A 24,131-nucleotide genomic window follows, 5' to 3' on the forward strand; every position below is an offset into this window, starting at 1 on the left:
GCGAGAGCGGAAAATGAATGGGCCGGCAGAGCCGTGCCACTTAGTGAAACGCGGGACGGGCCGAGAGGTTGTAGCGCGGACTTTTAGTCCGCGCGTGGCAAGACAATGGTTAAATCAGAAACGAGCAACTGAAGCTGCATCTGCTGATGCAAGGTATCAGTTGGCCGCGAGTTCAGGGCGGGAGGTTGAACTCGCGGACTAAAAGTCCGCGCTACGTTACGCCCGGCTGGCTACGGCCGCTTCGATGTCGGCCAGGCTGTCTTTGGGAATAGCGGCCAGCAGGCCCTTCGTGTATTCGTGCTGCGGGGCGGCGTAGATGGCGGCCGCCGGACCGCTCTCCACAATGCGGCCTTGGTGCATGACCAGCAGCCGGTCGCTCATAAACCGGGCCACGGACAGGTCGTGCGTGATGAACAGATAGGTGATGCCGAACTCGCGCTTGAGGTCGTTGAGCAGGTTCAGCACCTGCGCCTGCACCGAAACATCGAGGGCCGAAACCGACTCGTCGCAGACAATCAATTTGGGCTGCAAAGCCAGCGCCCGGGCAATGCAGATGCGCTGCCGCTGCCCGCCGCTGAACTCGTGCGGGTAGCGCTGGAAATGCTCGTCGCGCAGCCCTACGGTGCGTAGCAGCTCCAACACCTTCGCCTTTTGCTGCTGGCGCGTGCCGCCCACGTTGTGAACCCGCATGGGCTCCCAGATAGCCTCGCCCACGGTCAGCATCGGATTCAGCGCGGCGTAGGGGTCCTGAAACACCAGCTGCAAATCGCGCCGACGGCGGCGCAGGTCCCCGCTCGACAGCTTCGCCAAATCAGTCCCTTCAAACAGGATGCTGCCCGCCGTTGGTTCCGTGAGGCGGAGCAGCGCCCGGCCGAGCGTGGTTTTGCCGCAGCCAGATTCACCCACGAGGCCGATGGTTTCGCCGGGGTAGAGCGTAAAGCTGACGTTGTCGACGGCCCGCACGTAATCGGTGGCGCGGCGGAAGAAGCCCTTGCGGAGGGGGAAGTAGACCTGGAGGTTCTGGACTTCGAGGAGGGGCGCGGACGAAACCTCACCCCCTGACTCCCTGTCCAAAAAAGAGGGGGCACCGGAAATGCTCTTGGTGAGTTCAGTTGAAGAATCGTCCTCACGAACCGGTGCCCCCTCTTTTTTGGAGAGGGGGTCAGGGGGTGAGGTGAACGCCTGCGCAGTACCAAGCTCCACCCGTGGAACACCCCCCAAAACGCCATGTTCCACGGGGAACATTTTGGCGGTATCAGTTTTATCGTGTAGCTGCTGAGCCTCGATTTCGGGCGACGAATCCGTAAGCGCCTCATCTTCCAGCGCAACCACGGGAGCGGGCTGGGCGAAAAGCTGCCCGTTGGCGTCTTCCCCCATGAAATCGGCCACCACGGGGAGGCGTTTTTTGCCTACCGAGAGGCGCGGACGGCACGCCAAAAGGCCTTTTGTGTACGGATGTTGCGGATTTGAAAAAATATCCAGCACCCTCCCCTGCTCCACGACCTTGCCCCGATACATTACCAGAATGCGGTCGGCGATTTCGGCCACCACGCCCAAGTCGTGGGTGATGAAGAGGACGGCCGTGTTGCGCTGGCGGCGCAGGTCGTCGATGAGGCGCAGCATCTGGGCCTGCACCGTCACGTCGAGGGCGGTGGTGGGCTCGTCGGCGATGAGCAGGGCTGGGCGGCAGGCCATGGCCATGGCAATCATCACGCGCTGTTTCTGGCCGCCCGAGATTTCGTGCGGGTAGCTGCCGAAAATGGCTTCGGGGCGCGGCAGCTGCGCCTCGGTGAACAGCTCGATGGTACGCTGCTTGGCGGCGGGCCCGGTGAGGTCGGTGTGCAGGCGCAGGGCTTCCACCACCTGGCTGCCGCAGGTGTACACGGGGTTCAGCGAGGTCATCGGCTCCTGGAAAATCATGCCGATGTCGTTGCCGCGCACCTGGCGCAGGTCGGTTTCGGAGAGTTTCAGCAGGTCGGTCTGGCCCAGTTTTTCGGACTGGAAGATGGCCTGGCCGCTGGCAATGCGGCCGGGCGGCATCGGAATCAGCCCCAGCAGCGCCAGCGACGTCACGGATTTGCCCGAGCCGGATTCGCCCACAATGGCCAGCGTTTCGCCCCGGTGCAGCTCAAACGACACGTTGTCGACGGCCCGCACGTCGCCGCGGTGGCTGGAGAAGTCGATGGTGAGGTTGGAAACGGTGAGCAGCGGGTTGGGCACGGAGGGAATTAAAGGAGATTCAGAAATATTCGAAAGGCGTATTTATCGTTGCAAAGAATCAACAATTACGCTTCCAACTACGCCTACTGCCAAAGCTGAAAATATGTAAATCATTATGTCTTTTGACCTCTTGGCAAAAGCTGCAAACTTTTGATTTGTATAGAGGCGTGGATAATATTTCTTGCTTGGAGAGAATGATGAATAGCCCAGAAAAGAAGTGTAGTTATCCAGTAATTCTAGAAACTCACGTTCTGTTAGTTCTCTACCCCTGCTTAAGCTTATGTATTTGATGAGTTGCTTAACCCGGTACTTGTTAAAAACGACTAAGGCGAAGATGTGAGTGAACATCACGCCAAAAAGTAAGAGGCCAAGCGTCTGCATATGTGTAAAACACGTTTTTTCTTAAGCAAGAACGTCATACTAAGCTTGCCGAAGCTACATCACATACTGAATCTATTGAATGGGATTAGTCACGCGGTAAAGATGATTCGACTGCGCTCAGCATGACCCTTCTGGAGCGTGACGTTCTACGATTACCGTTCAACGGCCGGGCCTCTCCCCTGCTACGCCAGCTTCTCAGCATCGGCGGCGACTAGAGGCTGGGGCTCGTTGGGAGCGGCGGCGGGCTGCGATTCGTTGAAAAAGCGGCTCTGGTTGAGCAGAATCAGGGCGACGCCGATGAAGATGGACGAATCAGCGATGTTGAAGATAGGGAAGCCGTTGCTGTACGAGCCGCCGATGAGGGGCCAGGATTTGGGGAAATAACCCACGTACAGCGGCACGAAAATCATGTCGATGACTTGGCCGTAGAACCAGCGCGTGGGCGAACCTACCGGGGAGTTATTGTAGATAATTCCGTAGAAAATCGAGTCAATCAGGTTGCCTACCGCGCCGCCGAGGATGAGGGCCATGCAGGCGATGTAGCCGGCGGCCACGCGCTGGCGGCAGAGGCGAATGATGTAGTAAATCAGCCCGCCCACGGCCAGCATGCGGAAGCCGGTGAGCACCAGCTTGCCGTAGGGCGCGGGCAGCTCGGCCCCGAAGGCCATGCCGGGGTTCAGCGTGTAGGTGAGCCTGGCCCACTGACCAAAAATCGGGATTTCGCCGGCCGAACCGAGCTGCATGTAGGTGTGCACGGCCCACTTCGAGGCCTGGTCGAGCACGATGATGAACAGGGCCAGCAGAAAGAATTTAGCCACGGAATGCTGGCGGATGGTGAGCGTTGGGAGCATTTCGGTGGGGGTTGGAACTGCAAAGAACGGTGCGTTTGCACGGAATCGCCCTCCGCGTCAACCTCACCCCTGACCCCCTCTCCAAAAAAGAGGGGGCACCGGCCCGTGAGGACGAAACCACTGAAAGCAAAAAGAGCCCGCTGAATAGCGGGCTCTCTGCTTTGTACTGCCTCATTGAAGCATTTCCGGTGCCCCCTCTTTTTTGGAGAGGGGGTCAGGGGGTGAGGTGGACGCGTGAACGACCGACCCACGCGCGGACTCGCAGAGTCCACGGCACAGTTCGCTACGCCAGATTCTCCGAGTCGGGAGCTACCAGCGGTTCGCTGTGATTCTCAGCTACAGCCGCAGGCTCGTCCTGCTTGAAAAAACGGCTCTGGTTGAGCAGAATAACGGCTACCCCAATAAAAATGGCCGAATCAGCGATGTTGAAGATGGGCCAGAGCGAGACGTACTTCCCTCCTAGCAACGGCCAGTTTTGGGGCAGGAAGCCTTCGTAGATGTCCACGTAGAGCATATCGATAACCTGGCCATAGAACCAGCGCGAGGGCGAGCCAAACGGAGAGTTGTCATAAATGATGCCGTAGAAAATGGAATCAATCAGATTGCCGACCGCGCCGCCGAGGATGAGGGCCATGCAGGCGATGTAGCCGGCGGCGGCGCGCTGCCGGCAGAGGCGGATAATGTAGTAGCTCAGGCCAAACACGGCCAGCAGCCGGAATCCGCTGAGCACCAGCTTTCCATACGGCGCGGGCAGCTCGGCGCCGAAGGCCATGCCGGGATTCAGCGTGTAGTGCAGCTTGGCCCAGTGGCCGATGAGCGGGATTTCGCCCGCCATGCCGGGCTGCATGTAGGTGTGCACGGCCCACTTCGACAGCTGGTCGAGGGCAATGACGAACAGCGCCAGTAGGAAGAATTTAGCCGCAGACTGCTGGCGATTGGTGAGGGTTGGGTGCATTAAGGCAGGAGCAGGAAGAAAGCGGGAATTGAGTCGTTAGGATTCAACAGAACGTCATGCCGAGCGTAGCCGAGGCATCTCGCTTACTTCGTTGAACGATTGGTTTACTACTCCATGCGAGATACCTCGGCTACGCTCGGTATGACGTTCTATTTTATACCTTTTATAGCTGATTATCTGATGTTTTAAACCCGTAAAGACGAGCTTATCGACCGTTTGTGCGGCAGAGGACTCGCCGGGGATTTCACCTCCCGGCGAGTCGTTCAGCATCAGGCAGTTGCAACCTCCAAATACACGGGCACGGAGTAGTCATCAAACTCGAGCACCGAGCCGCCGTTCACATCGGCGGCGAAGGTGAGGGCGAGGGCCTGCGTTTCGGTGCGGATGTAGTCGCCAAAGGCGGCCACGGCGGCCGTGAGCTCGGGCTGGCCATCTGCCAACGTGACGCGGATTTTGTCCTGCACTTCCAGGCCGGAGTCTTTGCGCAGGTTTTGCAGGCGGTTTACCAGCTCGCGGGCGAGGCCTTCCTGGCGCAGGTCGTCGGTCAGGGTCACATCGAGGGCCACGGTGAGGGGGCCGTCGGTGGCCACGAGCCAGCCGGGCAGGTCGTCGGTGCGGATTTCCACGTCGTCGGGGGCCAGGGTGATGGGCTGGCCATCGACTTCCACGGCGAGGCTTCCCTCCTTCTCCAGTCGGCTGATTTCGGCGGCCGTCATCTGCTGAATGCGGGCACCCACGGCCTTCAGGCGCGGGCCGTATTGCTGGCCGAGGCGCTTGAAATTGGGCTTCACCGACTTCACCAGCACGCCGCTTTCGCTGGTATCGTCCAGGAATTCGATGTGTTTCACGTTGATTTCGGCGCAAATCAAATCCTCCACGAGGCCGACTTGCTCCTTGGTCGTGTCGTTGAGCACTGGCACCAGGATGCGCAGCAGCGGCTGCCGCACCTTGAGCACCGACTTTTTGCGCAGCGAGTGGGCCAGCGAGCTGATGCGCTGAGCCAGCTCCATCCGCTCTTCCAACTTGTGGTCGATGCGGGTTTCGTCGGCTTCGACCAGCAGCATGAGGTGCACCGATTCAGGAGAGTTAGAAGTTAAAAGTTGAGAGTTAAAAGTTGAAGAATCATCTCCTTTTAACTCTTCACTTTTAACTTTTAACTCCCCGAAGGTCAGGTTGCGGTACAGCCACTCGGCGAAGAAGGGCGCGATGGGCGACATGAGCTGCGCTACGGTCTGCAAGCATTCGTTCAGGGTCTCGAAGGCGGCGCGCTTGTCGGTGGTCAGCTCGCCTTTCCAGAAGCGGCGGCGTGAGAGGCGCACGTACCAGTTCGAGAGCTGGTCGGTCACGAAATCCTGAATGGCGCGGGCGGCCTTCGTGGGGTCGTAGCTATCCAGGTGGCCGCGCACTTCGCTTATCAGCGACTGCAGTTTACTCAGAATCCAGCGGTCCAGCTCGCTCAAATCGGCGTGTGGAGTACGGGTTTTTTCGTCGATTTCAAACCCGTCCAGGTTCGCGTAAAGCGCATAGAACGAGTACGTGTTGAACAGCGTACCGAAGAAACGGCGCTGCACCTCGGTCACCCCGGCCGAGTCGAACTTGAGGTTGTCCCACGGCGGCGCGTTGGCGATGAGGTACCAACGGGTGGCATCGGGGCCGAACTGCTTGATGGTGGCAAACGGGTCGACGGCGTTGCCGAGGCGCTTGCTCATCTTCTGGCCGTCCTTGGCCAGCACCAGGCCGTTGGCAATCACGTTTTTGAAGGCCACAGAGTCTTCCAGCATCACGGCCAGGGCGTGCAGCGTGAAGAACCAGCCGCGCGTTTGGTCCACGCCTTCGGCGATGAAATCGGCGGGAAAATTCTTCTGAAATTTCTCGGCGTTTTCAATCGGATAGTGCCACTGGGCGTAGGGCACGGCCCCCGAGTCGAACCACACGTCGATGAGGTCAGCCTCGCGGTACATGGCCTGGCCCGTGGGCGAAACGAGGAAAATATCGTCGACGTAGGGCCGGTGCAGGTCCACTTTTTCGCCGTTGGCGTAGGGGTTGTGGGTCATGATTTCGGCCGCTACGGCCTTGTCAATCTCCGCCTTCAGCTCGGCGATGCTGCCGATGCAGATTTCCTCCGTCCGGTCCTGGGTGCGCCAGATGGGCAGCGGCGTGCCCCAGTAGCGCGAGCGACTTAAGTTCCAGTCTACCAGATTCTCCAGCCAGTTGCCGAAGCGGCCGGTGCCGGTGCTTTCGGGCTTCCAGTTGATGGTTTTGTTGAGCTCGATGAGCCGGTCCTTTACCGCCGTGGTCTTGATGAACCAGGAATCGAGCGGGTAGTAGAGCACGGGCTTGTCGGTGCGCCAGCAGTGCGGGTAGGTGTGCTCGTACTTCTCCACTTTGAAGGCCGTGCCGTCGCCCTTCATCTTGATAACAATGCTTTCATCCAGCGTCTTGTAATCGGCCCCGGTTTCGTCGTGGCCGTCGTAGTTCTTCACCCAGCGGCCCGCGAACTCGCCCATTTGGGGCACGTAGCGGCCCGTCCGGTCCACGATGGGGCCGAGCGTGCCTTCGGCATCCGGCACCATCAGGGCGGGGATGTCGGCCAGCTGCGCGGCACGGAAGTCATCGGCGCCAAACGTGGGCGAGATGTGCACGATGCCCGTGCCGTCCTCCGTGGTCACGAAGTCGCCGTTGATGACGCGGAAAGCCCGCTCCTCGCCTTCAAAAGGCGTGAAATCGAACAGGCGCTCGTACTTGATATCGATGAGGTCGGCACCGGTAAATTCGGCTTCCAACCGCCAGGGCAGCACCTTGTGGTCGCCTTCGGCGTAGCCTTCCAGCGGCACTGTAGCGCCTTTTTCGGTGAAATAACGACCAGCCAACGCCTTCGCCAGCACCACATAGATAAGCTCGTAGGTGTAGGGGTTGAAGGTGCGGATGAGCTGGTACGGAATGTTCTTGCCCACCGCCAAACCGGTGTTGGCGGGCAGGGTCCAGGGCGTCGTCGTCCAAGCCAGGATGTACACATTAGCGTCAGCGCCAGCAGCAGCGAAAAGCTTCTCCGAAACTGGGCCGTGCTTCACCTTGAACTGCGCTACCACGGTCGTGTCCTTCACGTCCTTGTAGGTGCCGGGCTGGTTCAACTCGTGCGACGACAGGCCGGTGCCGGCGGCCGGCGAGTACGGCTGGATGGTGTAGCCCTTGTAGAGCAAACCTTTGTCGTATAGCTTCTTGAGCAGCGCCCAGCAGCTTTCGATATATTCGGGCTCGAAAGTCACGTAGGGGTCGTCGAGGTCGACCCAGTAGCCCATTTTCTCGGTCAGGTCGTCCCACTGCGTCTTGAAGCGCATCACGGTTTCCTTGCAGCGCTGGTTGTAGTCGGCGATGCTGATTTTGTGGCCGATATCCTCCTTGGTGATACCCAGCTCCTTCTCTACCTGCAGCTCGATGGGCAGGCCGTGGGTATCCCAGCCGCCCTTGCGGGGCACCTGCTTGCCCAGCAGCGTTTGGTAGCGGCAGAAGATGTCCTTCACCGTGCGCGCCATCACATGGTGGATGCCGGGCGCGCCATTTGCGGAAGGCGGGCCTTCGTAAAACACGAACGTGGGCTGGCCTTCGCGGCTGCTCACGCTCTTTTCAAAGATGCCATGCTCCTTCCACCAGGCGAGGATGTCCTCGCCGAGCTGGCCGTAGTTGAGCGGCTGCTTAAATTCGGGGTATTTCATTGGTTACTCGGTCAATAAGGCCGTCATGCAGAGCGCAGCGAAGCATCTCGCGTGGGGCAGTAAAATCAATCGTTTTGGCGTCATCAGCTACTACCACACGCGAGATGCTTCGCTAAGCTCTGCATGACGTTCGGGTGGTGCATGACGACGTTCTAGATGGTGTAGTCGCCTTCGTACTCGGCGGCTTTTTGCATATTTTTCAGGTTCAAATCGATGTCATCGTCTTCTTCGTGATACGACTCGTCGTAGTGCCGGATGAGGGCGTTGGTATCCATATCGCCGCCCTTGCCGTGCTCGAAGGTGACGAGCAGCGAGGGCAGCAGAATTAGGTTGGAGAAGTTGGTTATCAACAGCGAAGCCGACATCAACATTCCCAAGGCTTTGGTGCCGCCGAATTCGCTGAAGGCGAAGATGCTGAAACCCACGAACAGCACGATGCTCGTGTAAATCATGCTGGTGCCCGCCTCGCTTAGCGTTACTGACACAGCTTCGCGCACGCGGTTGCCGTTCAGGACCATTTCCTGGCGGAATTTGGCCAGCAAATGGATGGAGTTATCCCCATCAATGCCCAGCGCAATGACGAAAATGAGGGCTGTGCTGGGTTTGAGCGCGATGTTGAAATAGCCCATGATGCCGGCCGTGAGAATCAGCGTCACGGCATTGGGGATGAGGGCGAAAAGAACCGTTTTGAAGGAACGGAACAGTAGCAACACCACCAGACCTACTAGCCCGAAGGCCATAAACAGGCTGTCGCGCAGGGTGTGAATGACGTATTCGTTGCCCTTGGTGAAGATGATGGTCGTGCCCGTAGGCCGGATATCCATGCCCGTCCCTTTAAAGATGCGGTTCATCTCCGGGATGATTTTCGTGTTCATCAGCGTGTCCAGGTTCTGGGAACCGATGTCGGCGATTTTCAGGCTGATACGGGCCTTCTGACCGGTGCTGTCGGCGAAGGAGCGCAGGAGCTTGCTGTTCATGCCCGCGCCCGTGGTGTTGCCTTTGGAATTGGCCAGGGCGCTGAGGATGAAGTTTTTCTCCGAGTTATCGGGCAGGCGGAAGAACTTGGGGTCGCCGTTGTAGAAGGCCTGGGTGGTGGCCTTGAGGAAGGTAACCAGGCTGACCGGCGGCGACAGCTCTGGCTGGGTACGCAGGTACTTCTCGAACTGGTCGATTTTCTCCAGATTTTTAAGCTTCAGCAGGCCGCGCTTCTTGTGGGTATCGACTTCAAATTCCAGCGGCATCACGCCGTTGAAATGGCTTTCGAAGAAGGTCAAATCGGAGTTTACCGAGCTTTTCTTGGGCAGGTCATCCACCATGTACGACACCGACTCGATGCGCGAAATGCCAATGGCGGCCCCTGCCACCAGCACCAGCGCCGCGATGTAGACCGTGCCGCGCCGGTCGAGCACGAGGTGGTCGAAAAACTCCAGCAGCTTGGTGAGGGGCGCGGCGTCGAGGTGCTCCAGCTGCTTGGCGGTAGGAGGCGGCAGGTAGGTGAAAGCGGCCGGAATCAGAATAAAGCTGATGATGAAGGCCGCGAAAATATTGATGGTAGCCACCAGGCCAAACTGGTAGAGAATGGCAATGTCGGTGAAAGCAAACACGATGAAGCCCACGGCGGTGGTCGTATTGTTCATCAGGGTCACGAGGCCGATTTTGCGCATTACCCGCGTCATGGCCAGCATCTGGTTGCCCGATTTGCGGTAGTCATAGTGGTAGCGACTCAGCAAGTAGGTGCAGTTCGGAATGCCGATAACGATGATAATACTCGGAATCAGGCCCGTGAGCAGGTTGATTTTGAAGCCCAGCAGCACAATAGAGCCAATGCACCACACCACCGTAATACCCACCACAATGAGCGGAAACAGCACCGCCGACCACGTTCGGAAGAAGGCCAGCAGCGTGATACCGGTCACAATCATGGCCAGAATGGTGAAGAATTTCATCTCCCCGGCCACCTTGCTGGTCATGGTAGAGCGCACGTAGGGCAGGCCGGCGTAGTGCAGCTTGATACCCGTTTTCTTCTCAAACTGCCCGGAAAAGCCCAGAATCTTGTTCATCACCGCCTGGCGCTTCGAGGAGTTCAGATACTTTGAGTCCATGGTGAGGGCCAGCAGCGTGGCCCCGGTATTGGGGCTGATGAGTTGACCTTTGTAGAACTCCACCCTGTTTACCACCCGCATCAGGCTGTCGAGCTCCTTCTGGCTGCGGGGCGGGTTTTTGAAGATGGGCGCGGCCTTGAAGCTGTTGTTTGCCGTGTCTTTGGTAATATTCAGGAGCTTACTCACACTGAGCACGCCGTTCACGCCCTCTATTTTGGCGAGGGTATCGGTCAGCTGCCGGAACTCGTTGAAGTTGCCGAGCTTGTAGATAGAACTGTCCTGCAGGCCGACAACCAGCACATTACCATCTTCGCCAAAGGTGCGCTTGAACTGCCGGAAATAGAGCATATCCGGGTCCTTCTCGCTCACTACCTGGGCGAAGTCGTAGGTCATTTCCACGTCCTTGGCCTTGTAGGCCATGAAGACGGTGATGGCAGCTAGTATCGCGACCAGCGACAGACGGAATCGGATGATGAATAAGGCGAGCTGTTCCCACATAAAGTCCTTGTATAAGAGGCAAAGTTACGTAAGCGCGGCGCGGGGCTAACCTCACCCCCGGCACCTCTCCCGCGGAGAGGGAAGCCTGACGTCAACCGATAGCCCGCTCTGCTCCATCAAGAATCATCCCGCAGCTTCAGTAGCTACCACCTCTATCCAATCGGGATACACCCGGACCATCCGGCAGCCGGGCTGCCGACTGGCGGCCTGCGCCGTGGTCCACTACTGGTTTAGAATCTGCCAGATTTCCCGCCAATTCGCCATACCCACACATAACAGAATAACAACCGGTGGCCCTTCCAGCAGCGCCAGCCGCTCAAAGTCGGCATCTCGGGGCACTACTGTTAGCCCGTGCTGCCGGGCGTAGCGCCAAATACGGGAATCATGCCACTGCGTATCGGGCACTATTTCGCACGAGCCGTCGTGCCAGAAAGCCATTCGTTTGGGCAGATTGGCATCAATCAGAAACTCGGCCATGCGCTAAGCAGCCGCGGGCAGGTACGTGCGCTGGCGCAGGGCTTCCAAAGCAATTTTAAGCGCAAACTGCTGGCAGGCAGCAATATCTTCCGGCTCTAAAAAATCGAAGTCCTCCAGAATTTCCGCTGGCGTATCGCCCGCTGTCAACGATTCTAATACCTGCTGCACCGTGAGGCGGTGGCCCCGAATAGTGGGTCGCCCCCCGCACAAATCAGGATGAACGGTGATGCGGTCGTGGATATAGCGGAGCATGGTTTTCAACAGTTAGGCTGACTAAAATAACGTGTCGCAAGCGGTAAAAGGTGCAAGCGGACTTTTTTATTCAAGGCGTCAGAATGTTGCCAAAAAGTAGCGCGGACTTTTAATCCGCGAGTGGCACCGTTTCAGCGGCTTGTTCACTCGCGGACTAAAAGTCCGCGCTACTACTTACAGCTGCTCGAAGATGCGGCGGAAGCTCACGGCATCGCCGATGTAGGCGCGCAGCTCCGAAATTGGCATGCGGGTTTGCTCGCGCGAGTCGCGGTGGCGCACGGTTACGGTTTCGTCTTCCAAGGTCTGGCCATCGACCACGATGCAGAAAGGCGTGCCGATGAGGTCCTGGCGGGTGTAGCGCTTGCCAATGGCGTCGCGCTCCTCCATTACCAGGCGGAAATCGAACTTCAGGGCATCGAAGATTTCCTGGGCTTTCTCGGGCATGCCGTCTTTGCGCACCAGTGGGAAGATGGCGGCTTTCACGGGGGCCACGGCGGGGTGCAGCTTCAGCACGGTGCGGATTTTGGTGGTCTGGGCGTCGCCCTCCCCTTCCGTGATTGTTTCCTCCTGGTAGGCGTTGCAGAGCGTGGCCAGGAACAGGCGGTCGGCACCCACCGAGGTTTCCACCACAAAGGGCACGTAGTTGCCGTAGGCCTTGCCGGTGGCAGGGTCGATGTCGGCGTCGAAATACTGCTGCTTTTTGCGGCTCAGGTTCTGGTGCTGGGTCAGGTCGAAATCGCCGCGCGAGTGAATGCCTTCCATCTCCTTGAAGCCGAAGGGGAATTCGTACTCGATGTCCACGGCGGCCTTGGCGTAGTGGGCCAGCTTGTCGTGGTCGTGGAAGCGCAGCTTGGCGGCGGGCAGGCCCAGGGCCTCGTGAAACTTGCGGCGCGAAGCTTTCCAAGTGTCGTACCACTCGTCTTCGGTGCCGGGGCGCACGAAGAATTGCATCTCCATCTGCTCAAATTCTCGCATCCGGAAGATGAACTGCCGGGCCACAATCTCGTTCCGGAAGGCCTTGCCAATCTGAGCAATGCCGAACGGAATCTTCATGCGGGCCGATTTCTGCACGTTCAGGAAGTTCACGAAAATGCCCTGGGCCGTTTCGGGGCGCAGGTACACGGGCGGCGCGTCCGAGTCCACGGCCGAGCCTTGGGTCGAGAACATCAGGTTGAACTGGCGCACTTCGGTCCAGTTGCCGGTTTTGGAGACGGGGCAGAGAATTTTCTCATTGATGATGAGTTCGCGCACGCCGGCCAGGTCGTTGGCCGTGAGTAGGCGGCCCATTTCGGCGGTCAGCGCCGCGCCGCGGGCGGGGTCGCCAGCGTTTTCGTACTCGGCAGCTTTTTCTTCGAGCAGCACGTCGGCGCGGTAGCGCTTTTTGCTGTCGAGGTTGTCAATCAGCGGGTCGTTGAAACCGGCGATGTGGCCGCTGGCTTCCCAGGTGCGCGGGTCCATGAAAATAGCGGCGTCGATGCCCACCACGTTGCCATTCAGCTGGGTCATGGCTTCCCACCACAGGCGCTTGAGGTTATTTTTCAGCTCCACGCCGTTGGGGCCGTAGTCGTACACGGCGGCCAGGCCGTCGTAGATTTCCGATGACTGGAACACGAAGCCGTATTCCTTGGCGTGGGCCACAATATCCTTAAGCTGGGTGGTTTCGATTGCTGGGTTCATACCCACAAAAGTAGGCTGGTACGGCGGAAGCTGAAACTTGTGCGTAGAAGGCGCGTCCGTCTGTCATCCTGAGCGTAGCGAAGGACCTTATACCCAAAGAACTATTTGCAGATTGCAAGCGGCGCAGGCGTGATAAGGTACTTCGCTACGCTCAGGATGACAGACGCCGTCACAATTAAGTAACATACCCACCCCGGGCCATCCTCCCTACCTTTGCCGCTTGATTCAACCTAATTACCCACCAACCCCCTCTTTATGTTTGGTTTAGAACCCCACGTGCTGCTGCTTCTCGGCGTGTGCCTGCTGGCCGCCTGCGCGTTCGAGTTCGTGAATGGCTTCCACGACACGGCCAACGCCGTGGCTACCGTTATCTATACCAACGCGTTGCGGCCCTGGGTCGCCGTGGTCTGGTCGGCTTTCTGGAACTTCATCGGCGTGTTTGCCGGCGGCATTGGCGTGGCCATGGGCATTGTGTACCTGCTGCCCGTCGAAAGCCTGGTTGATGCCAACGTGTACCACGGCATTGCCATGGTGGGCGCGCTCATCCTGGCCGCCATTATCTGGAACGTGGGTACCTGGTACTACGGAATTCCGGCTTCCAGCTCGCACGCGCTTATCGGCTCCATTCTGGGCGTGGGCATTGCGTTTTCGCTGCTGCCCGAGTCGCGCGGCACGGCCGTAAACTGGTCCAAAGCCGGCGAAACGGGCATTGCTCTGCTGGTGGGCCCGCTGCTGGGCTTTGCGCTCACCATCGGCATGATGTTCCTGTTCAAGCGCTTTGCGCCCAGCAAGGCCATCTTCAAGGAGCCACACAAGCGCAAGCCCCCGCCCATCTGGATTCGCCTGCTGCTCATCACCACCTGCACGCTGGTAAGCTTCTTCCACGGCTCCAACGACGGGCAGAAGGGCGTGGGCCTGGTCATGCTGATTCTGATTGGCATCGTGCCCTTCCGCTTCGCCCTCGACGAAAGCAAAAACCCCCTCGACCTGCGCGAGTCGCTGGGCAAGGTGGAGTACGTTATCAGCCGCGTAAACCGCGCCGAGCTGAGCCCCACCGACCAGAAAAGCCTGGTCGAGATTCAGGAGAAAACGGCCGACCTCGACCGCATTTTTGCTGGCAAAACCGACATCAAGCAGCTGCCCCAGCAAACGCGCTTCGAAATCCGTCGCGACGTGCTACTGCTCACCAACCGCGCCAAAAAACTCCTCGGCTCCGAGAAAGTAAGCCTGAGCACGGCCGACCGCAAAAGCTACGAAGATGCCTCCAAGGAGATGAAAACCTTCACCGACTACGCCCCCTGGTGGGTGCTGCTGATGGTGAGCCTTTCGCTGGCCTGCGGCACCATGATTGGCTGGCAGCGCATCGTAAAAACCATTGGCGAGCGCATCGGCAAGGAGCACCTGAGCTATGCCCAGGGCGCCTCTTCGGAACTAGTGGCCGCCCTCATGATTGGCTCCTCCACCTGGCTCAACCTGCCCTCGTCGACTACGCACGTGCTCACTTCGAGCATCGCGGGCAGCATGGTGGCCAGCCGCGGCGTGAAGAACATCAACCCCGGCATGGTGCGCAACATTGCCCTGGCCTGGGTGCTCACCCTGCCGGTTACCATGGTGCTCTCGGGCCTGCTCTTTCTGCTATTCCGCGCAGTGCTGGGTTAATAAGCCCGACCGGCCAAAACACAAAAAAGGCTGTCTCATAATGAGACAGCCTTTTTTATTGGCAATTGAGAAGGGTGCTGACCCATTTTGAGCCGGCCATCCAGAAAAGGGGATAAACACCCCGTTTTCACCTACTTATCCACTTATCCACAGCTTAAAACAGCCGGAATGTGGATAAGCCGACCTTACTTAGGCCACTGCACTTCCATGTCGTCATTGATAAACACGCCGAAATTGACGAACTGCAGCTCGCCTTCTTCGAAGTATAAGTCAATCATCGACTTCTCGTAGGAAAGGCGGATGGCACCTTCCTCCATGGTTTCCAGCTCGGGCGTGGCCTGGCCATGGCGCTCCATAAGAGCCTTCACCTGATCCACGCTCTGGCCGTAGATGGCCTCGCCGTAGAGGCGCATGCTGGGGTTGTCGGTTTCGATGCAGCTCAGGCGGAAGTCGTCCTCGCGGTCGAAGTACAGCGAGAGCAGGTAGTCTTCTTCGTGGTAGTTCCAGGCTTGGTGCTCGAAGTCGTCGTCGTCGTCGGACTCTTCAATTTCCTCGGGCTCGCCCACGAGGGTGCGCACTTCGTCCATGGTGGCGCCGAAGCGCAGGGGGCCCATGCCGGTGCCCAGAATGATTTCGTTTTCCTCGATGCTGGAGGGTTGGGGGGTGCTCATGCGGGTTGGGGTGAAGGGTAGTAAGCAAAGGTAGGCAGGGAGGCCGGGTGTTCGGCGGGCAACAATGGAGAAGAACGTCATGCAGAGCGCAGCGAAGCATCTTGCCCGCAGTCACTAATCCTTTCCTACGATTGAGTTGCGTTGTGCGGTAAAGATGCTTCGCTGCGCTCTGCATGACGGTCTTTTTATCCACACACTTATCCCCTACTTCCCATATTTCTCAATAAACGCCTCCTTCTGCCGCAGGTATTCCGGGTGTGCTTTGGCCTCGTCCCACTTGCGCTTGAAAATGGCGGCGGCTTCTACTTTATCCACATCGGGATGGGGATTATGGGGCAATTCGGCCCGGCCGTGGGCGCCGCTCTGGCTTTTTTGTCGGCGGGTACGGGGCCGGCGTATTTCTTGCCGCCGGCGTGGTTGGCGTAGCGCCGGGCCCGGGTGAAACCCATCTGGATGAATTTGCGGGCCATGTCGGCTCCCACAAAGTCGTGGGCCTTCAAATAAGCCTCAAACAGGCCGTAAATCGTTTCGGACGACTCACGGGCCGCCGCCACGTCTTTGAAGCGCCAGTGGGGCAGAATTTCGGCCTTGTAGGGCTGTACCAGCAGCACACCCTGCTCGCCCCGGCCCACGCGGTAAAGTTCGGGGTGCTGGCGGAAATCAACGGAATGAAAATCGAGCGTGTAATCGAACGGCATGGGGATAAGACCTGGGGCTTTGTGCATAACCCATACGGATTCGCGCAAAAACCGAAATACCCGCTTTCAAGAAATCTCGAACCCGGGGCTTGATTTTTTCGGCCGCTTTATTTTTAGCGTTGGGCCTGACTTCCTTTTTCCCCTCGGCACTCAAATTCTCAAAGCGGCACTCCAGCCCTTGAGCAAGGACAAACCCCTTTTCCAGTTTTCCCCACTCTTATTTTTTGATTAAATTTTTTTCTAAAAGACTCTTTTTATTTCTACTCATTAGGTCGGTTGATAAGTGGAAAAGTCAGCGAGGTTATCCACGCTGGGGATAACGTGGGGGTAATACCGGTTTTATCCACGGGCTATACACCGGCATTGTGGAAAACAAAGCGCTGTTATGTAATGCGTTGGGTGGATTTTCAACATATCCACCACGTTTCCACATTTTTGTTATCCCCTGAAAAAGCACAGTGTGGGAAGGCGTTTTCTCCGGGGAAAGTTATCCACGGTTATCCCCGCCCGGTTTGACCTGTGCGGGCAGCCTGCCAGCCAAAAAAACTTCTACCCCACTTATCCCCGCGCTGCCGGGCTGTTTCCCCCAGGTTATCCCCGAAATCATCCCCACGGCAAAATCAATGTGGAAAAACCCGTGGAAAACCGGGGGATTACGACTGAAAAATGCGCTCAGTAACTGGAAAAAGCATTTAGTTATCCACTAATGTGGAAAAGCATGGGTGTTTGGCGTGTTTTTAAGCAGTCAGAAATAGAAGGGCCGGTGGAGTTCTGCACCGGCCTAAAATGGCCTGGTAGCCCGATAGCCCGCATCGAAAGGCTGCAAAAGCCCCGCATTAGCGGCCGGCAGAGGTGCATCAGCGAACGAAAAACGCGGAGCTGCCCGGCCGGCAGCTCCGCCACTAAGGGTAAAAAAGAAACGGAAAGGCTAAAATTTCAACGGCTCCACGATGTCGAAGCCGGCCCGCACCTGCTGGGGCTTGGGGTCGAGGTACACCGGCTCGGGCACCAGCAGCAGGTTGGGGTCGCCGCCGCGCCAGCGGCCGTCGCCGTCGGTGTCGATGAGCACGCGCAGGCGGTAGGTGCCGGGAGCCATATCCGAGAACAGGTAGGTGCCCTTGGGCGAGAGCAGGCTGGCCACCACCTGGAACTTCTCATCGAGCAGCTGCAGCTCAAAGCTCTTTTCGCTGGTCGTGATGGTGCCCGAAAGGCTGGTAGATACATCCTGCTCGCTGATGCCGAGGCGTAAGGGTTTCAGGCGCAGGTTCTGGGCGGTGATGGCGGTGATGGCGGTGCTGTCGAGTAGGATTTCAAGCCGTTTTTTGGCCTTAGAGTTGAAGCGCACCACCAGTTCGGTACGGTCGGGGCTGAGCTGGCCGTCGGCGGGCAGGCGCAGGGGGCGACGCTTCACCGAGTCCTCCACCAGGGTGCCAAAGGGCCGGTCTTTGGCCATGCGTACGGGCACGGAGAACTGGAATTTTATCTGGCCCTGGGGGTACACGGCGCGGGCGCCGCCCTCCACGGTGTAGAGCGACGGGGCGGGCGCTTTTTTGGCAGCGGCCGGCACCGGAAACTTGATTTGCAGCGTGTCGTGGCCCACATTGCCGGTACTGTCGGTGGCGGTGAGCACGTAGCGGCCATCGCCCACCTCGGGGGTTTTGAAAAGCACCACCGAACGGCCCCGGTCGGCCAGCTGAATGGCTTCAGCTACGGCGGCGGGAGGGGCCTGGCTATCCAGGGGAGCCAGCGTGGCCGTGCGCAGGCCTTCGCTCATGCTGAGGCGAATCTGGGTGGGGCTGGGCGTGCGCGAACTGACCAGCGGGGGGCGCTTATCGGGCTGCGTGAGCACAAGCGCAATCTCCTGGCCGGTGCTGCCCGCAATAGTGATGGGCGCGGGCAGGTAGGCAATCTTCTCGCCTTCGTCGTAGCGGCCGTTGTTGTTCTTGTCGGCCACGGCGTAGATTTTGTAGGTGCCGGCTTTCAGAAAATTCAGGCTGAACTTGCCGGCTTTGTCGGTGAGCACGGTGTAGTACGGGCGGCCCTTGCGCACGCCCAGCGTGTCGCCTTCGCGGTACAGGCCAATGCTGGAGCCCTCCACGGGCCGGGCCGTGAGCACATCGGTGAGCGTGCCACGCACCTTGCCCGAGTCGAGCGCGGCCCCGGTGCTGAAGGTGAGGTAGGCATTTTTGGCCGGCAGCGCCTCGGTGATATCCACCACGGCCTCCCGGAAATTGAAGCTGTAGGTGGTGTTGGCATCAAGCGGCTTATCAAAAAGCAGCGTGATGGAATTACGGTCTTCGCGCAGCTTGTAGGGGTTGTCTTCGGGCAGCTGGGGCGTGATGAGCAGGTTTTTGCTCAGCTCCTTGGTGATGACGGCCTCCGAGAAATTGAGCCGCACAAACTGCTGCTTCACGTTGCGGGCCGCGCTGTCGGGCGAGCTGCTGATGCGGCGCGGTGGGGTGCGGTCGCGCGGGCCGCCCAGGGGCGGGGCCACGGCGGCGCAGCTTTCAAGCAGGGCAACCAGCGCCAGCAAAGCCAGCAATTCAGCGCGAACGGACATTATACAACAGCAGCGTGGTGAGCGTAAGGACAACAATGGCCGCCCCGATGCGCAGCCCCGTGCGGCGCGTCACCTCGTTGGTCGGCTCGGGGGGGTTAACGACCACAACGTGCCGGGCGGTATCGGCCACAAAGGTCGGCGGTGGCTTTTTGACGGAATCGGGCAGCGGCACGGGCACGGTTTGGGCACGAGCGGCGGTGGCCAGCAGGCCCGCCGCCACGAGTAGCCGCCACCGTGCCGCCGGCCGCATCAGGCCGCTGGGGTGCGGCGCTTGGCCACGTACAGCAGGCTCGAATACTGGCCCTCGTGCTCTTCAGCGTACGTATTGGACTTGTAGCCGGCCTTGAGCACCGTGAGCAGGCCGCCCGCCCGCTCGGCCTTGTGCTTCTCGCTGAGCATGCTGATGTAGTAGGCATCGAGGGGCATGGGCAGCGTCTGGGTTATAGCCAGCTTGTGCTTTTTGAGCAGCTGCGCCATGGTTTTGGGCGCGAAGTGGTAGAGGTGGCGCGGCACGTCGTAGGACGCCCACAGCTCGCGGTAGTGCTGGGCGTCGAGGCTTTCCACGTTGGGCACGGCGATGAGGATGACCCCATCGGGCTTCAGCAGCGCCACCAGCTGGGCCAGCGTTTCGTTGAGGGTGTGCACGTGCTCCAGAACATGCCAAAGCGTAATGGCATCAAAAGTGCCGGGCGGAAACGAGGCCAGGCTCTCCTGCCCTATCGGCTGGCCGAGGCGCTGACTGGCTTCTTCACGGGCGCGGGCGTTGGGCTCCAGCCCCGCTACCTGCCAGCCCGCCGACTTCGCGGCTTTCAGAAAATGCCCCGTGCCACAGCCGTAATCCAGCAGCTTGCCCCGGCGCGGCGCCAGCTTGTTCAGCAGCCCCACCTTGCGGCGCATCGTGAAAAACCGGGCCACTTTGTATGCCTGGTTCACGAAGCCCTGGGCCGCGCTGTTGTGCGACACGTAGGCGTCGGACTCGTAATACTTGCCGATTTCGGCCTCCTGCGGCCGGGGGTTGGTAAACTGGAAGCTGCACGCCGCGCACTGCACAATGGCGAAGCTCTCGTGGCTCACGGTGCGGTCTTCGACAACCAGCTTATTCTTGAAATCCGTTTTGCCACAAACCGGGCAACTCTCTAATCGTTCGTAGGACACTCTTTTTTAATTAAAAATTAAAAATTATGAATTAAAAATTATTGGACTGATTGGCGCTGTTTGGTCTGCGCAGGCTCAATTTTTAATTTTTAATTCTCAATTTTTAATTCATTTCACCTGCCAAGGTACACCATCAGCACCGACACGTCGGCCGGCGAGATGCCACTGATGCGCGAGGCCTGCCCGATGGTTTCGGGCTGAATCTTGAGCAGCTTTTCGCGGGCCTCGTGCGAGAGGGCGGGCATGGCGCGGTAGTCGAGCCGGCCCTGAATCACGAAGTTTTCCAGCTCCTGCATGCGCTCGGCCTGCTGCTGCTCCTTCAGCAGGTAGGTTTCGTATTTGATGTTGATGATGGCCTGCTCCAGCGCCTCGGCATCGTAAGCGGCCAGCGCTTCGTCGAGGGCGGGCAGGGCGCGGCGCAGGTCGGCCAGCTCCACGTTGGGGCGGCGCAGCAGGTTCACGGCGCGGGTTTTCTCTTGGATTTCGGCCGAGCTCAGCTCCGTTAGCAGCGGGTTGATTTCGGCCGGCTCGATGGCGAATTTCTGGAACAGCACGCCAATTTCGGCCGTCTGGCCTTCCTTCATCCGCACGCGCTCCAGGCGCTCATCCGAAGCCAGGCCCAGCTCGTGGCCCAGGGGCGTGAGGCGTAGGTCGGCGTTGTCCTGGCGCAGCAGAATGCGGTGCTCGGCGCGGCTCGTGAACATGCGGTAGGGCTCGTCGGTGCCTTTGTTCACCAAGTCATCAATGAGCACGCCAATGTAGGCCTCGCTCCTTTTGAGCACGAACGGCTGCTTGCCGTGCACTTTGTTGTGTGCGTTGATGCCAGCCATCAGGCCCTGGCAGGCGGCTTCCTCGTAGCCCGTGGTGCCGTTAATCTGGCCCGCGAAGTAGAGGCCGGCAATCAGCTTGGTTTCGAGCGTGGGCGCCAGCTGGGTGGGCGGGAAAAAGTCGTATTCGATGGCATAGCCGGGGCGGAACATCTTGGCATTTTCGAAGCCCGCGATTTCGCGTAGGGCGCGATACTGCACGTCCTCGGGCAGCGAGCTGCTGAAGCCGTTCACGTAGCATTCCACGGTGCTCCAGCCCTCGGGCTCCACAAAAATCTGGTGCCGGTCCTTGTCGGCGAAGCGGTTGATTTTGTCCTCCACGCTGGGGCAGTAGCGCGGCCCCAGGCCCTTGATGCGGCCCTGGAACATGGGCGACTTCTCGAAACCCTCGCGCAGGATGTCGTGCACCCGCTCGTTGGTGTAGGTGATGTAGCAGGGGCGCTGATTGACCAGACGCGGCGTGTCGAGGTAGGAGAATTTATTCGGCACCTCATCGCCGCCCTGGGCTTCCATTTTCGAGTAGTCAAGGCTGCGGCCGTCCACGCGGGGCGGGGTACCGGTTTTCATGCGGCCGGCTTCGAAACCCAGCTCCACCAGCTGCTCGGTGATGCCGCGGCTGCCCTTCTCAGCCGCCCGGCCGCCCCCGAAATTCTTCTCCCCGATGTGAATAAGGCCGTTCAGGAACGTGCCGTTCGTGAGCACCACCGACTTGCCGCGAAACTCGATGCCGAGGGCGGTTTTCACGCCCACGCAGGTATCATTTTCCACCACGATGCCGGTCACAGCTTCCTGCCAGAAATCGACGTTGGCGATGCCTTCCAGGGTCAGGCGCCAGGCTTCGGCGAAGCGCATGCGGTCGCTTTGCGCGCGCGGGCTCCACATGGCGGGGCCTTTCGAGCGGTTCAGCATGCGGAACTGAATCATGGTCTGGTCGGTGATGATGCCCGACTGGCCGCCCAGCGCGTCGATTTCGCGCACAATCTGGCCCTTGGCCACGCCGCCCATGGCCGGGTTGCACGACATCTGGGCGATGGTGTTCATGTTCATCGTCACCAGCAGCACTTTCGAGCCGAGGTTGGCGGCAGCGGCGGCGGCTTCGCAGCCGGCGTGGCCCGCGCCCACTACAATGACGTCGTAATCTTCTTGCTGAAACATAGGCGCGCGAAGTCTCGCGAAGTTTAAAATGGGAGTCTCGCCAAGGCGATAGAAGTAAGAACCAAGCTTTGCGAAACTTGATTTCAACTTGGCGAAACCTGGCGCGAAAAAATGCCGCGCGGCGTTGATAGCTACAAAATTACGCAATCCATGCCCGGCCGTCATCGTCACCTGCAACGAAATGGGCATTTGAACGAGCAGGGTACGGGGCTTGCCCCCGCCCGTCGTCGGACGGTTTACGGCTGAATCGTGCACCGACGGGCGGGGGCAAGCCCCGCACCCTACTCGTTCAGACCCTGCAAATCCTCGGGCAGCCACTCGGCAAAAAGCTCGGCCGAATTGGCCTGCACCGCTTCCCGGGAATAAGGCAGCCACTGGCCGCCGATGCTGTCGAAAACTTCCGTGGCCGCCGCGCAGGCGAAGAGCTTGTAGTCGAATTTGGGGTAGTCGTGCACCAGGTAGCCGGGGTAGTAGTAGTCGAAATGGAGCCGGCGGCCGTAGTCGGTTTTCAGCAGCAGCAGGTACTTGCCGAGGCTGTGCTTGTGATACGCGGGGTCGTAGAAATTGAGGATGCCGGCGAAGGTGCGCTCGCCGTAGTCGAGCACGCCGGCGGCAATAAGCTTGCCCTCATCGCGCAGCTCGATAATCTGGGTGTTGAAGACGTTGTGGGCGGCCCCGCCCAGCAGCACGGCCTCAATGGTGGGCGCGGCATCGAAGGTAATGGCGGCGCGGTATCGGGCGTACAGCTCCTCGTATTCGTCGGTGAGGCGAAACGGGCGGATGGTGGCGGCAAAGCGGGCATTGCGGCGCAGCAGGCGGCGCTGCTCGGGGCCCCACGCCACGCGGGCCAGGTCGAGGCGCAGCCAGTGGGCGGTGTAGAGGCGGCCATCGAAGGGCACAAACTGGCAGGTGAAGAGGTCCTGCTGCATGCGGTAATATCCCTGGGCTAGGTAGAAATCCAGCGCATCGCCCCGGATGACGGGGAATTCAGCAGAAGAAGAGGCGGCCATAACAAATGGTCAGATGAAGCAGACACAACGGGTAGAGACGCATCCTTGCGTCTCGTCGTTGAACGGCTCCGCCAAGCGGTGGCTGTACGAGCCGTTCAACGACGAGACGCAAGGATGCGTCTCTACCCGTTCTTAAATCAGAAAACACTAGAAGCTGCGCAGTGCCAGGCAGTAGTCTTCCTTGGCGCGCATGGCGGTCTGGCTCAGCAGGTCCTTGTCATGGTAGCCAAGCAAGTGCAGCACGCCATGAATCATGACGCGGTGCAGCTCGTCGCGGAACGGGATGCCGAGGTCCTGAGCATTGTCGCGTACGCGCTCTATGCTGATGAAGATATCGCCTTCGAGGATATCTGCGTCATCGGAGTTATCGAAAGTGATGACGTCCGTGAGCGTATCGTGGGCCAGGTACTCCACGTTGAGGCGGTGCAGGTAGTCGTCGGAGCAGAAGATGTAGGTGAGCTGCACAATGCGGTGCTCGTGCACCTTGGCTACGCGCTCAATCCACTCCAGCAGGCTTTCGGCGTCGGAGAGCTCAAAATCGGGGGCATCTTCCACCATGAACTCGACGCCCGGAGCCTCGTGGTGCAGCTCGCCAGGCGGGAAGTTTTCGTTGTGGGGCGGGCCCAGCGGCGGGGTGCTGTTCATGCGGAATCAGGCGGCTTTAGGCGGCGAGGTGGTCGGCGGCGGCGGCTTCGTCGGCAGGTGCGGGTGCCAGCTGGAACGTGAGCAGCAGGCAGCGGCCTTCCTTGCTGAACTCCACCTCATCGGCGAGGTGGCGAATGAGGAAGATGCCGCGACCACCCGGATTCTCCAGGTTTTCGGGGGCCGTGGGGTCGTCGAGGTTATCGTAGTTGAAGCCCGTGCCTTCGTCCTCAATCTCGAACTTGAGCTGCTGCGGCTCCACGTAGAGCGATAGGTAGACGTTTTTGTCCTTGTCGAACTTATTGCCGTGGCGAATAGCATTGTTCACTGCTTCGGTCACGGCCACCATAATGTTGCCGTAGATATCGTCCTCAATCTGAAAGGTATCCTTGGAATTATCGATGAAGCTTTCAACGACGCGGATATTCTCAACAAGCGACGGAATCTGAATTTTTACCTGCTTCATAGGGTGGTTTGATGGGAAGAGCGGTAGCTCTTTGGGGCGGTAAAAATAGTCTTTTAAAGGCAAAGCACCGCAACTATTTCTGCGACCCCATCGGGCATGGTTCTAACAGTACACTAATTGGTTAACGAAACCGCCGCCCGCTTGGATAGGAAGCCGCTCGGA

General features: G+C 59.2%; 19 protein-coding genes. 1 reads left to right on the forward strand and 18 read right to left on the reverse strand.

What is annotated here, in order from left to right:
- Positions 1-216: 216 nt before the first annotated feature.
- From KQ661_RS02940 to KQ661_RS02975, 8 genes are all read right to left on the reverse strand, one after another.
- A complete protein-coding gene (locus KQ661_RS02940) occupies positions 217-2,220 on the reverse strand; it encodes an ABC transporter ATP-binding protein (protein WP_216685613.1) in 2,004 nt (667 codons plus the stop codon).
- Positions 2,221-2,783: 563 nt separating this feature from the next.
- Complete coding sequence (locus tag KQ661_RS02945) at positions 2,784-3,452, reverse strand: lipoprotein signal peptidase (protein WP_216685614.1); 669 nt, start codon at positions 3,450-3,452, stop codon at positions 2,784-2,786.
- Between the two features lie 283 nt (positions 3,453-3,735).
- A complete protein-coding gene (locus KQ661_RS02950) occupies positions 3,736-4,407 on the reverse strand; it encodes a lipoprotein signal peptidase (protein ID WP_216679281.1) in 672 nt (223 codons plus the stop codon).
- A 269-nt stretch (positions 4,408-4,676) separates the two neighbouring features.
- Positions 4,677-8,120 carry an isoleucine--tRNA ligase gene (gene ileS / locus KQ661_RS02955; RefSeq protein ID WP_216685615.1) on the reverse strand — a complete coding sequence of 1,148 codons (3,444 nt, stop codon included), beginning with the start codon at positions 8,118-8,120 and terminating at the stop codon, positions 4,677-4,679.
- Positions 8,121-8,272: 152 nt separating this feature from the next.
- Positions 8,273-10,720: an efflux RND transporter permease subunit gene (locus tag KQ661_RS02960; RefSeq protein ID WP_216685616.1), complete on the reverse strand. Its 2,448-nt coding sequence runs from the start codon at positions 10,718-10,720 to the stop codon at positions 8,273-8,275.
- A 222-nt stretch (positions 10,721-10,942) separates the two neighbouring features.
- Positions 10,943-11,197 (reverse strand): DUF5615 family PIN-like protein, encoded by a 255-nt coding sequence (locus tag KQ661_RS02965; protein WP_216679284.1) that lies wholly within the window; start codon positions 11,195-11,197, stop codon positions 10,943-10,945.
- A gap of 3 nt (positions 11,198-11,200) precedes the next feature.
- Complete coding sequence (locus tag KQ661_RS02970; protein WP_216685617.1) at positions 11,201-11,449, reverse strand: DUF433 domain-containing protein; 249 nt, start codon at positions 11,447-11,449, stop codon at positions 11,201-11,203.
- A gap of 174 nt (positions 11,450-11,623) precedes the next feature.
- The gene (locus KQ661_RS02975; protein WP_216685618.1) at positions 11,624-13,126 is read right to left on the reverse strand and encodes a glycine--tRNA ligase; all 1,503 of its coding nucleotides are present in this window, start codon (positions 13,124-13,126) and stop codon (positions 11,624-11,626) included.
- Between the two features lie 255 nt (positions 13,127-13,381).
- Here KQ661_RS02975 and KQ661_RS02980 point away from each other — a divergent pair, with 255 nt between their 5' ends.
- Positions 13,382-14,785, forward strand: a complete 1,404-nt coding sequence (locus KQ661_RS02980) for an inorganic phosphate transporter (protein ID WP_216679287.1) — start codon at positions 13,382-13,384, stop codon at positions 14,783-14,785.
- 185 nt (positions 14,786-14,970) lie between these two features.
- Here the strand turns inward: KQ661_RS02980 and KQ661_RS02985 are convergent, their stop codons facing one another.
- From KQ661_RS02985 to KQ661_RS03025, 10 genes are all read right to left on the reverse strand, one after another.
- Entirely contained in the window at positions 14,971-15,456 is a 486-nt protein-coding gene (locus tag KQ661_RS02985; RefSeq protein WP_210427911.1) for a hypothetical protein, read from the reverse strand.
- Positions 15,457-15,660: 204 nt separating this feature from the next.
- Complete coding sequence (locus KQ661_RS22715) at positions 15,661-15,771, reverse strand: hypothetical protein (RefSeq protein ID WP_317196063.1); 111 nt, start codon at positions 15,769-15,771, stop codon at positions 15,661-15,663.
- Positions 15,759-16,154 (reverse strand): DUF4385 domain-containing protein, encoded by a 396-nt coding sequence (locus KQ661_RS02990; protein WP_317196064.1) that lies wholly within the window; start codon positions 16,152-16,154, stop codon positions 15,759-15,761. Before KQ661_RS02990 ends, KQ661_RS22715 begins: the two co-directional genes overlap by 13 nt.
- Before the next feature lie 928 nt (positions 16,155-17,082).
- Positions 17,083-18,714 (reverse strand): Ig-like domain-containing protein, encoded by a 1,632-nt coding sequence (locus KQ661_RS02995; protein ID WP_216679288.1) that lies wholly within the window; start codon positions 18,712-18,714, stop codon positions 17,083-17,085.
- Positions 18,698-18,964, reverse strand: coding sequence for a hypothetical protein (locus KQ661_RS03000; protein WP_216679289.1), 267 nt, complete (start codon positions 18,962-18,964; stop codon positions 18,698-18,700). Before KQ661_RS03000 ends, KQ661_RS02995 begins: the two co-directional genes overlap by 17 nt.
- Positions 18,964-19,869: a class I SAM-dependent methyltransferase gene (locus tag KQ661_RS03005; RefSeq protein WP_216685619.1), complete on the reverse strand. Its 906-nt coding sequence runs from the start codon at positions 19,867-19,869 to the stop codon at positions 18,964-18,966. The genes KQ661_RS03000 and KQ661_RS03005 overlap by 1 nt, the downstream gene beginning before the upstream one ends.
- A gap of 113 nt (positions 19,870-19,982) precedes the next feature.
- Positions 19,983-21,851 (reverse strand): tRNA uridine-5-carboxymethylaminomethyl(34) synthesis enzyme MnmG, encoded by a 1,869-nt coding sequence (gene mnmG, locus KQ661_RS03010; protein ID WP_216685620.1) that lies wholly within the window; start codon positions 21,849-21,851, stop codon positions 19,983-19,985.
- A gap of 281 nt (positions 21,852-22,132) precedes the next feature.
- On the reverse strand, positions 22,133-22,861 hold the full coding sequence (locus tag KQ661_RS03015; RefSeq protein WP_226929788.1) for a GNAT family N-acetyltransferase: 729 nt from the start codon (positions 22,859-22,861) through the stop codon (positions 22,133-22,135).
- A 147-nt stretch (positions 22,862-23,008) separates the two neighbouring features.
- On the reverse strand, positions 23,009-23,506 hold the full coding sequence (ybeY, locus tag KQ661_RS03020) for an rRNA maturation RNase YbeY (RefSeq protein ID WP_216679292.1): 498 nt from the start codon (positions 23,504-23,506) through the stop codon (positions 23,009-23,011).
- Positions 23,507-23,522: 16 nt separating this feature from the next.
- Positions 23,523-23,969, reverse strand: a complete 447-nt coding sequence (locus KQ661_RS03025) for an ATP-binding protein (RefSeq protein ID WP_216679293.1) — start codon at positions 23,967-23,969, stop codon at positions 23,523-23,525.
- Positions 23,970-24,131 lie beyond the last annotated feature (162 nt).

The sequence above is a fragment of the Hymenobacter siberiensis genome, from assembly GCF_018967845.1.
Taxonomy (GTDB): domain Bacteria; phylum Bacteroidota; class Bacteroidia; order Cytophagales; family Hymenobacteraceae; genus Hymenobacter; species Hymenobacter siberiensis.

Bases quoted from the DNA above. Each gene is read 5' to 3' on its own strand.
- KQ661_RS03015 (WP_226929788.1), bottom strand. From the start codon at position 22,861: ATGGCCGCCTCTTCTTCTGCTGAATTCCCCGTCATCCGGGGCGATGCG.
- KQ661_RS02945 (WP_216685614.1), bottom strand. From the start codon at position 3,452: ATGCTCCCAACGCTCACCATCCGCCAGCATTCCGTGGCTAAATTCTTT.
- KQ661_RS02980 (WP_216679287.1), top strand. From the start codon at position 13,382: ATGTTTGGTTTAGAACCCCACGTGCTGCTGCTTCTCGGCGTGTGCCTG.
- KQ661_RS02965 (WP_216679284.1), bottom strand. From the start codon at position 11,197: ATGGCCGAGTTTCTGATTGATGCCAATCTGCCCAAACGAATGGCTTTC.
- mnmG (WP_216685620.1), bottom strand. From the start codon at position 21,851: ATGTTTCAGCAAGAAGATTACGACGTCATTGTAGTGGGCGCGGGCCAC.
- KQ661_RS02975 (WP_216685618.1), bottom strand. From the start codon at position 13,126: ATGAACCCAGCAATCGAAACCACCCAGCTTAAGGATATTGTGGCCCAC.
- KQ661_RS02950 (WP_216679281.1), bottom strand. From the start codon at position 4,407: ATGCACCCAACCCTCACCAATCGCCAGCAGTCTGCGGCTAAATTCTTC.
- KQ661_RS02990 (WP_317196064.1), bottom strand. From the start codon at position 16,154: ATGCCGTTCGATTACACGCTCGATTTTCATTCCGTTGATTTCCGCCAG.
- KQ661_RS03000 (WP_216679289.1), bottom strand. From the start codon at position 18,964: ATGCGGCCGGCGGCACGGTGGCGGCTACTCGTGGCGGCGGGCCTGCTG.
- ybeY (WP_216679292.1), bottom strand. From the start codon at position 23,506: ATGAACAGCACCCCGCCGCTGGGCCCGCCCCACAACGAAAACTTCCCG.
- KQ661_RS02985 (WP_210427911.1), bottom strand. From the start codon at position 15,456: ATGAGCACCCCCCAACCCTCCAGCATCGAGGAAAACGAAATCATTCTG.
- KQ661_RS02970 (WP_216685617.1), bottom strand. From the start codon at position 11,449: ATGCTCCGCTATATCCACGACCGCATCACCGTTCATCCTGATTTGTGC.
- ileS (WP_216685615.1), bottom strand. From the start codon at position 8,120: ATGAAATACCCCGAATTTAAGCAGCCGCTCAACTACGGCCAGCTCGGC.
- KQ661_RS02995 (WP_216679288.1), bottom strand. From the start codon at position 18,714: ATGTCCGTTCGCGCTGAATTGCTGGCTTTGCTGGCGCTGGTTGCCCTG.
- KQ661_RS03025 (WP_216679293.1), bottom strand. From the start codon at position 23,969: ATGAAGCAGGTAAAAATTCAGATTCCGTCGCTTGTTGAGAATATCCGC.
- KQ661_RS02960 (WP_216685616.1), bottom strand. From the start codon at position 10,720: ATGTGGGAACAGCTCGCCTTATTCATCATCCGATTCCGTCTGTCGCTG.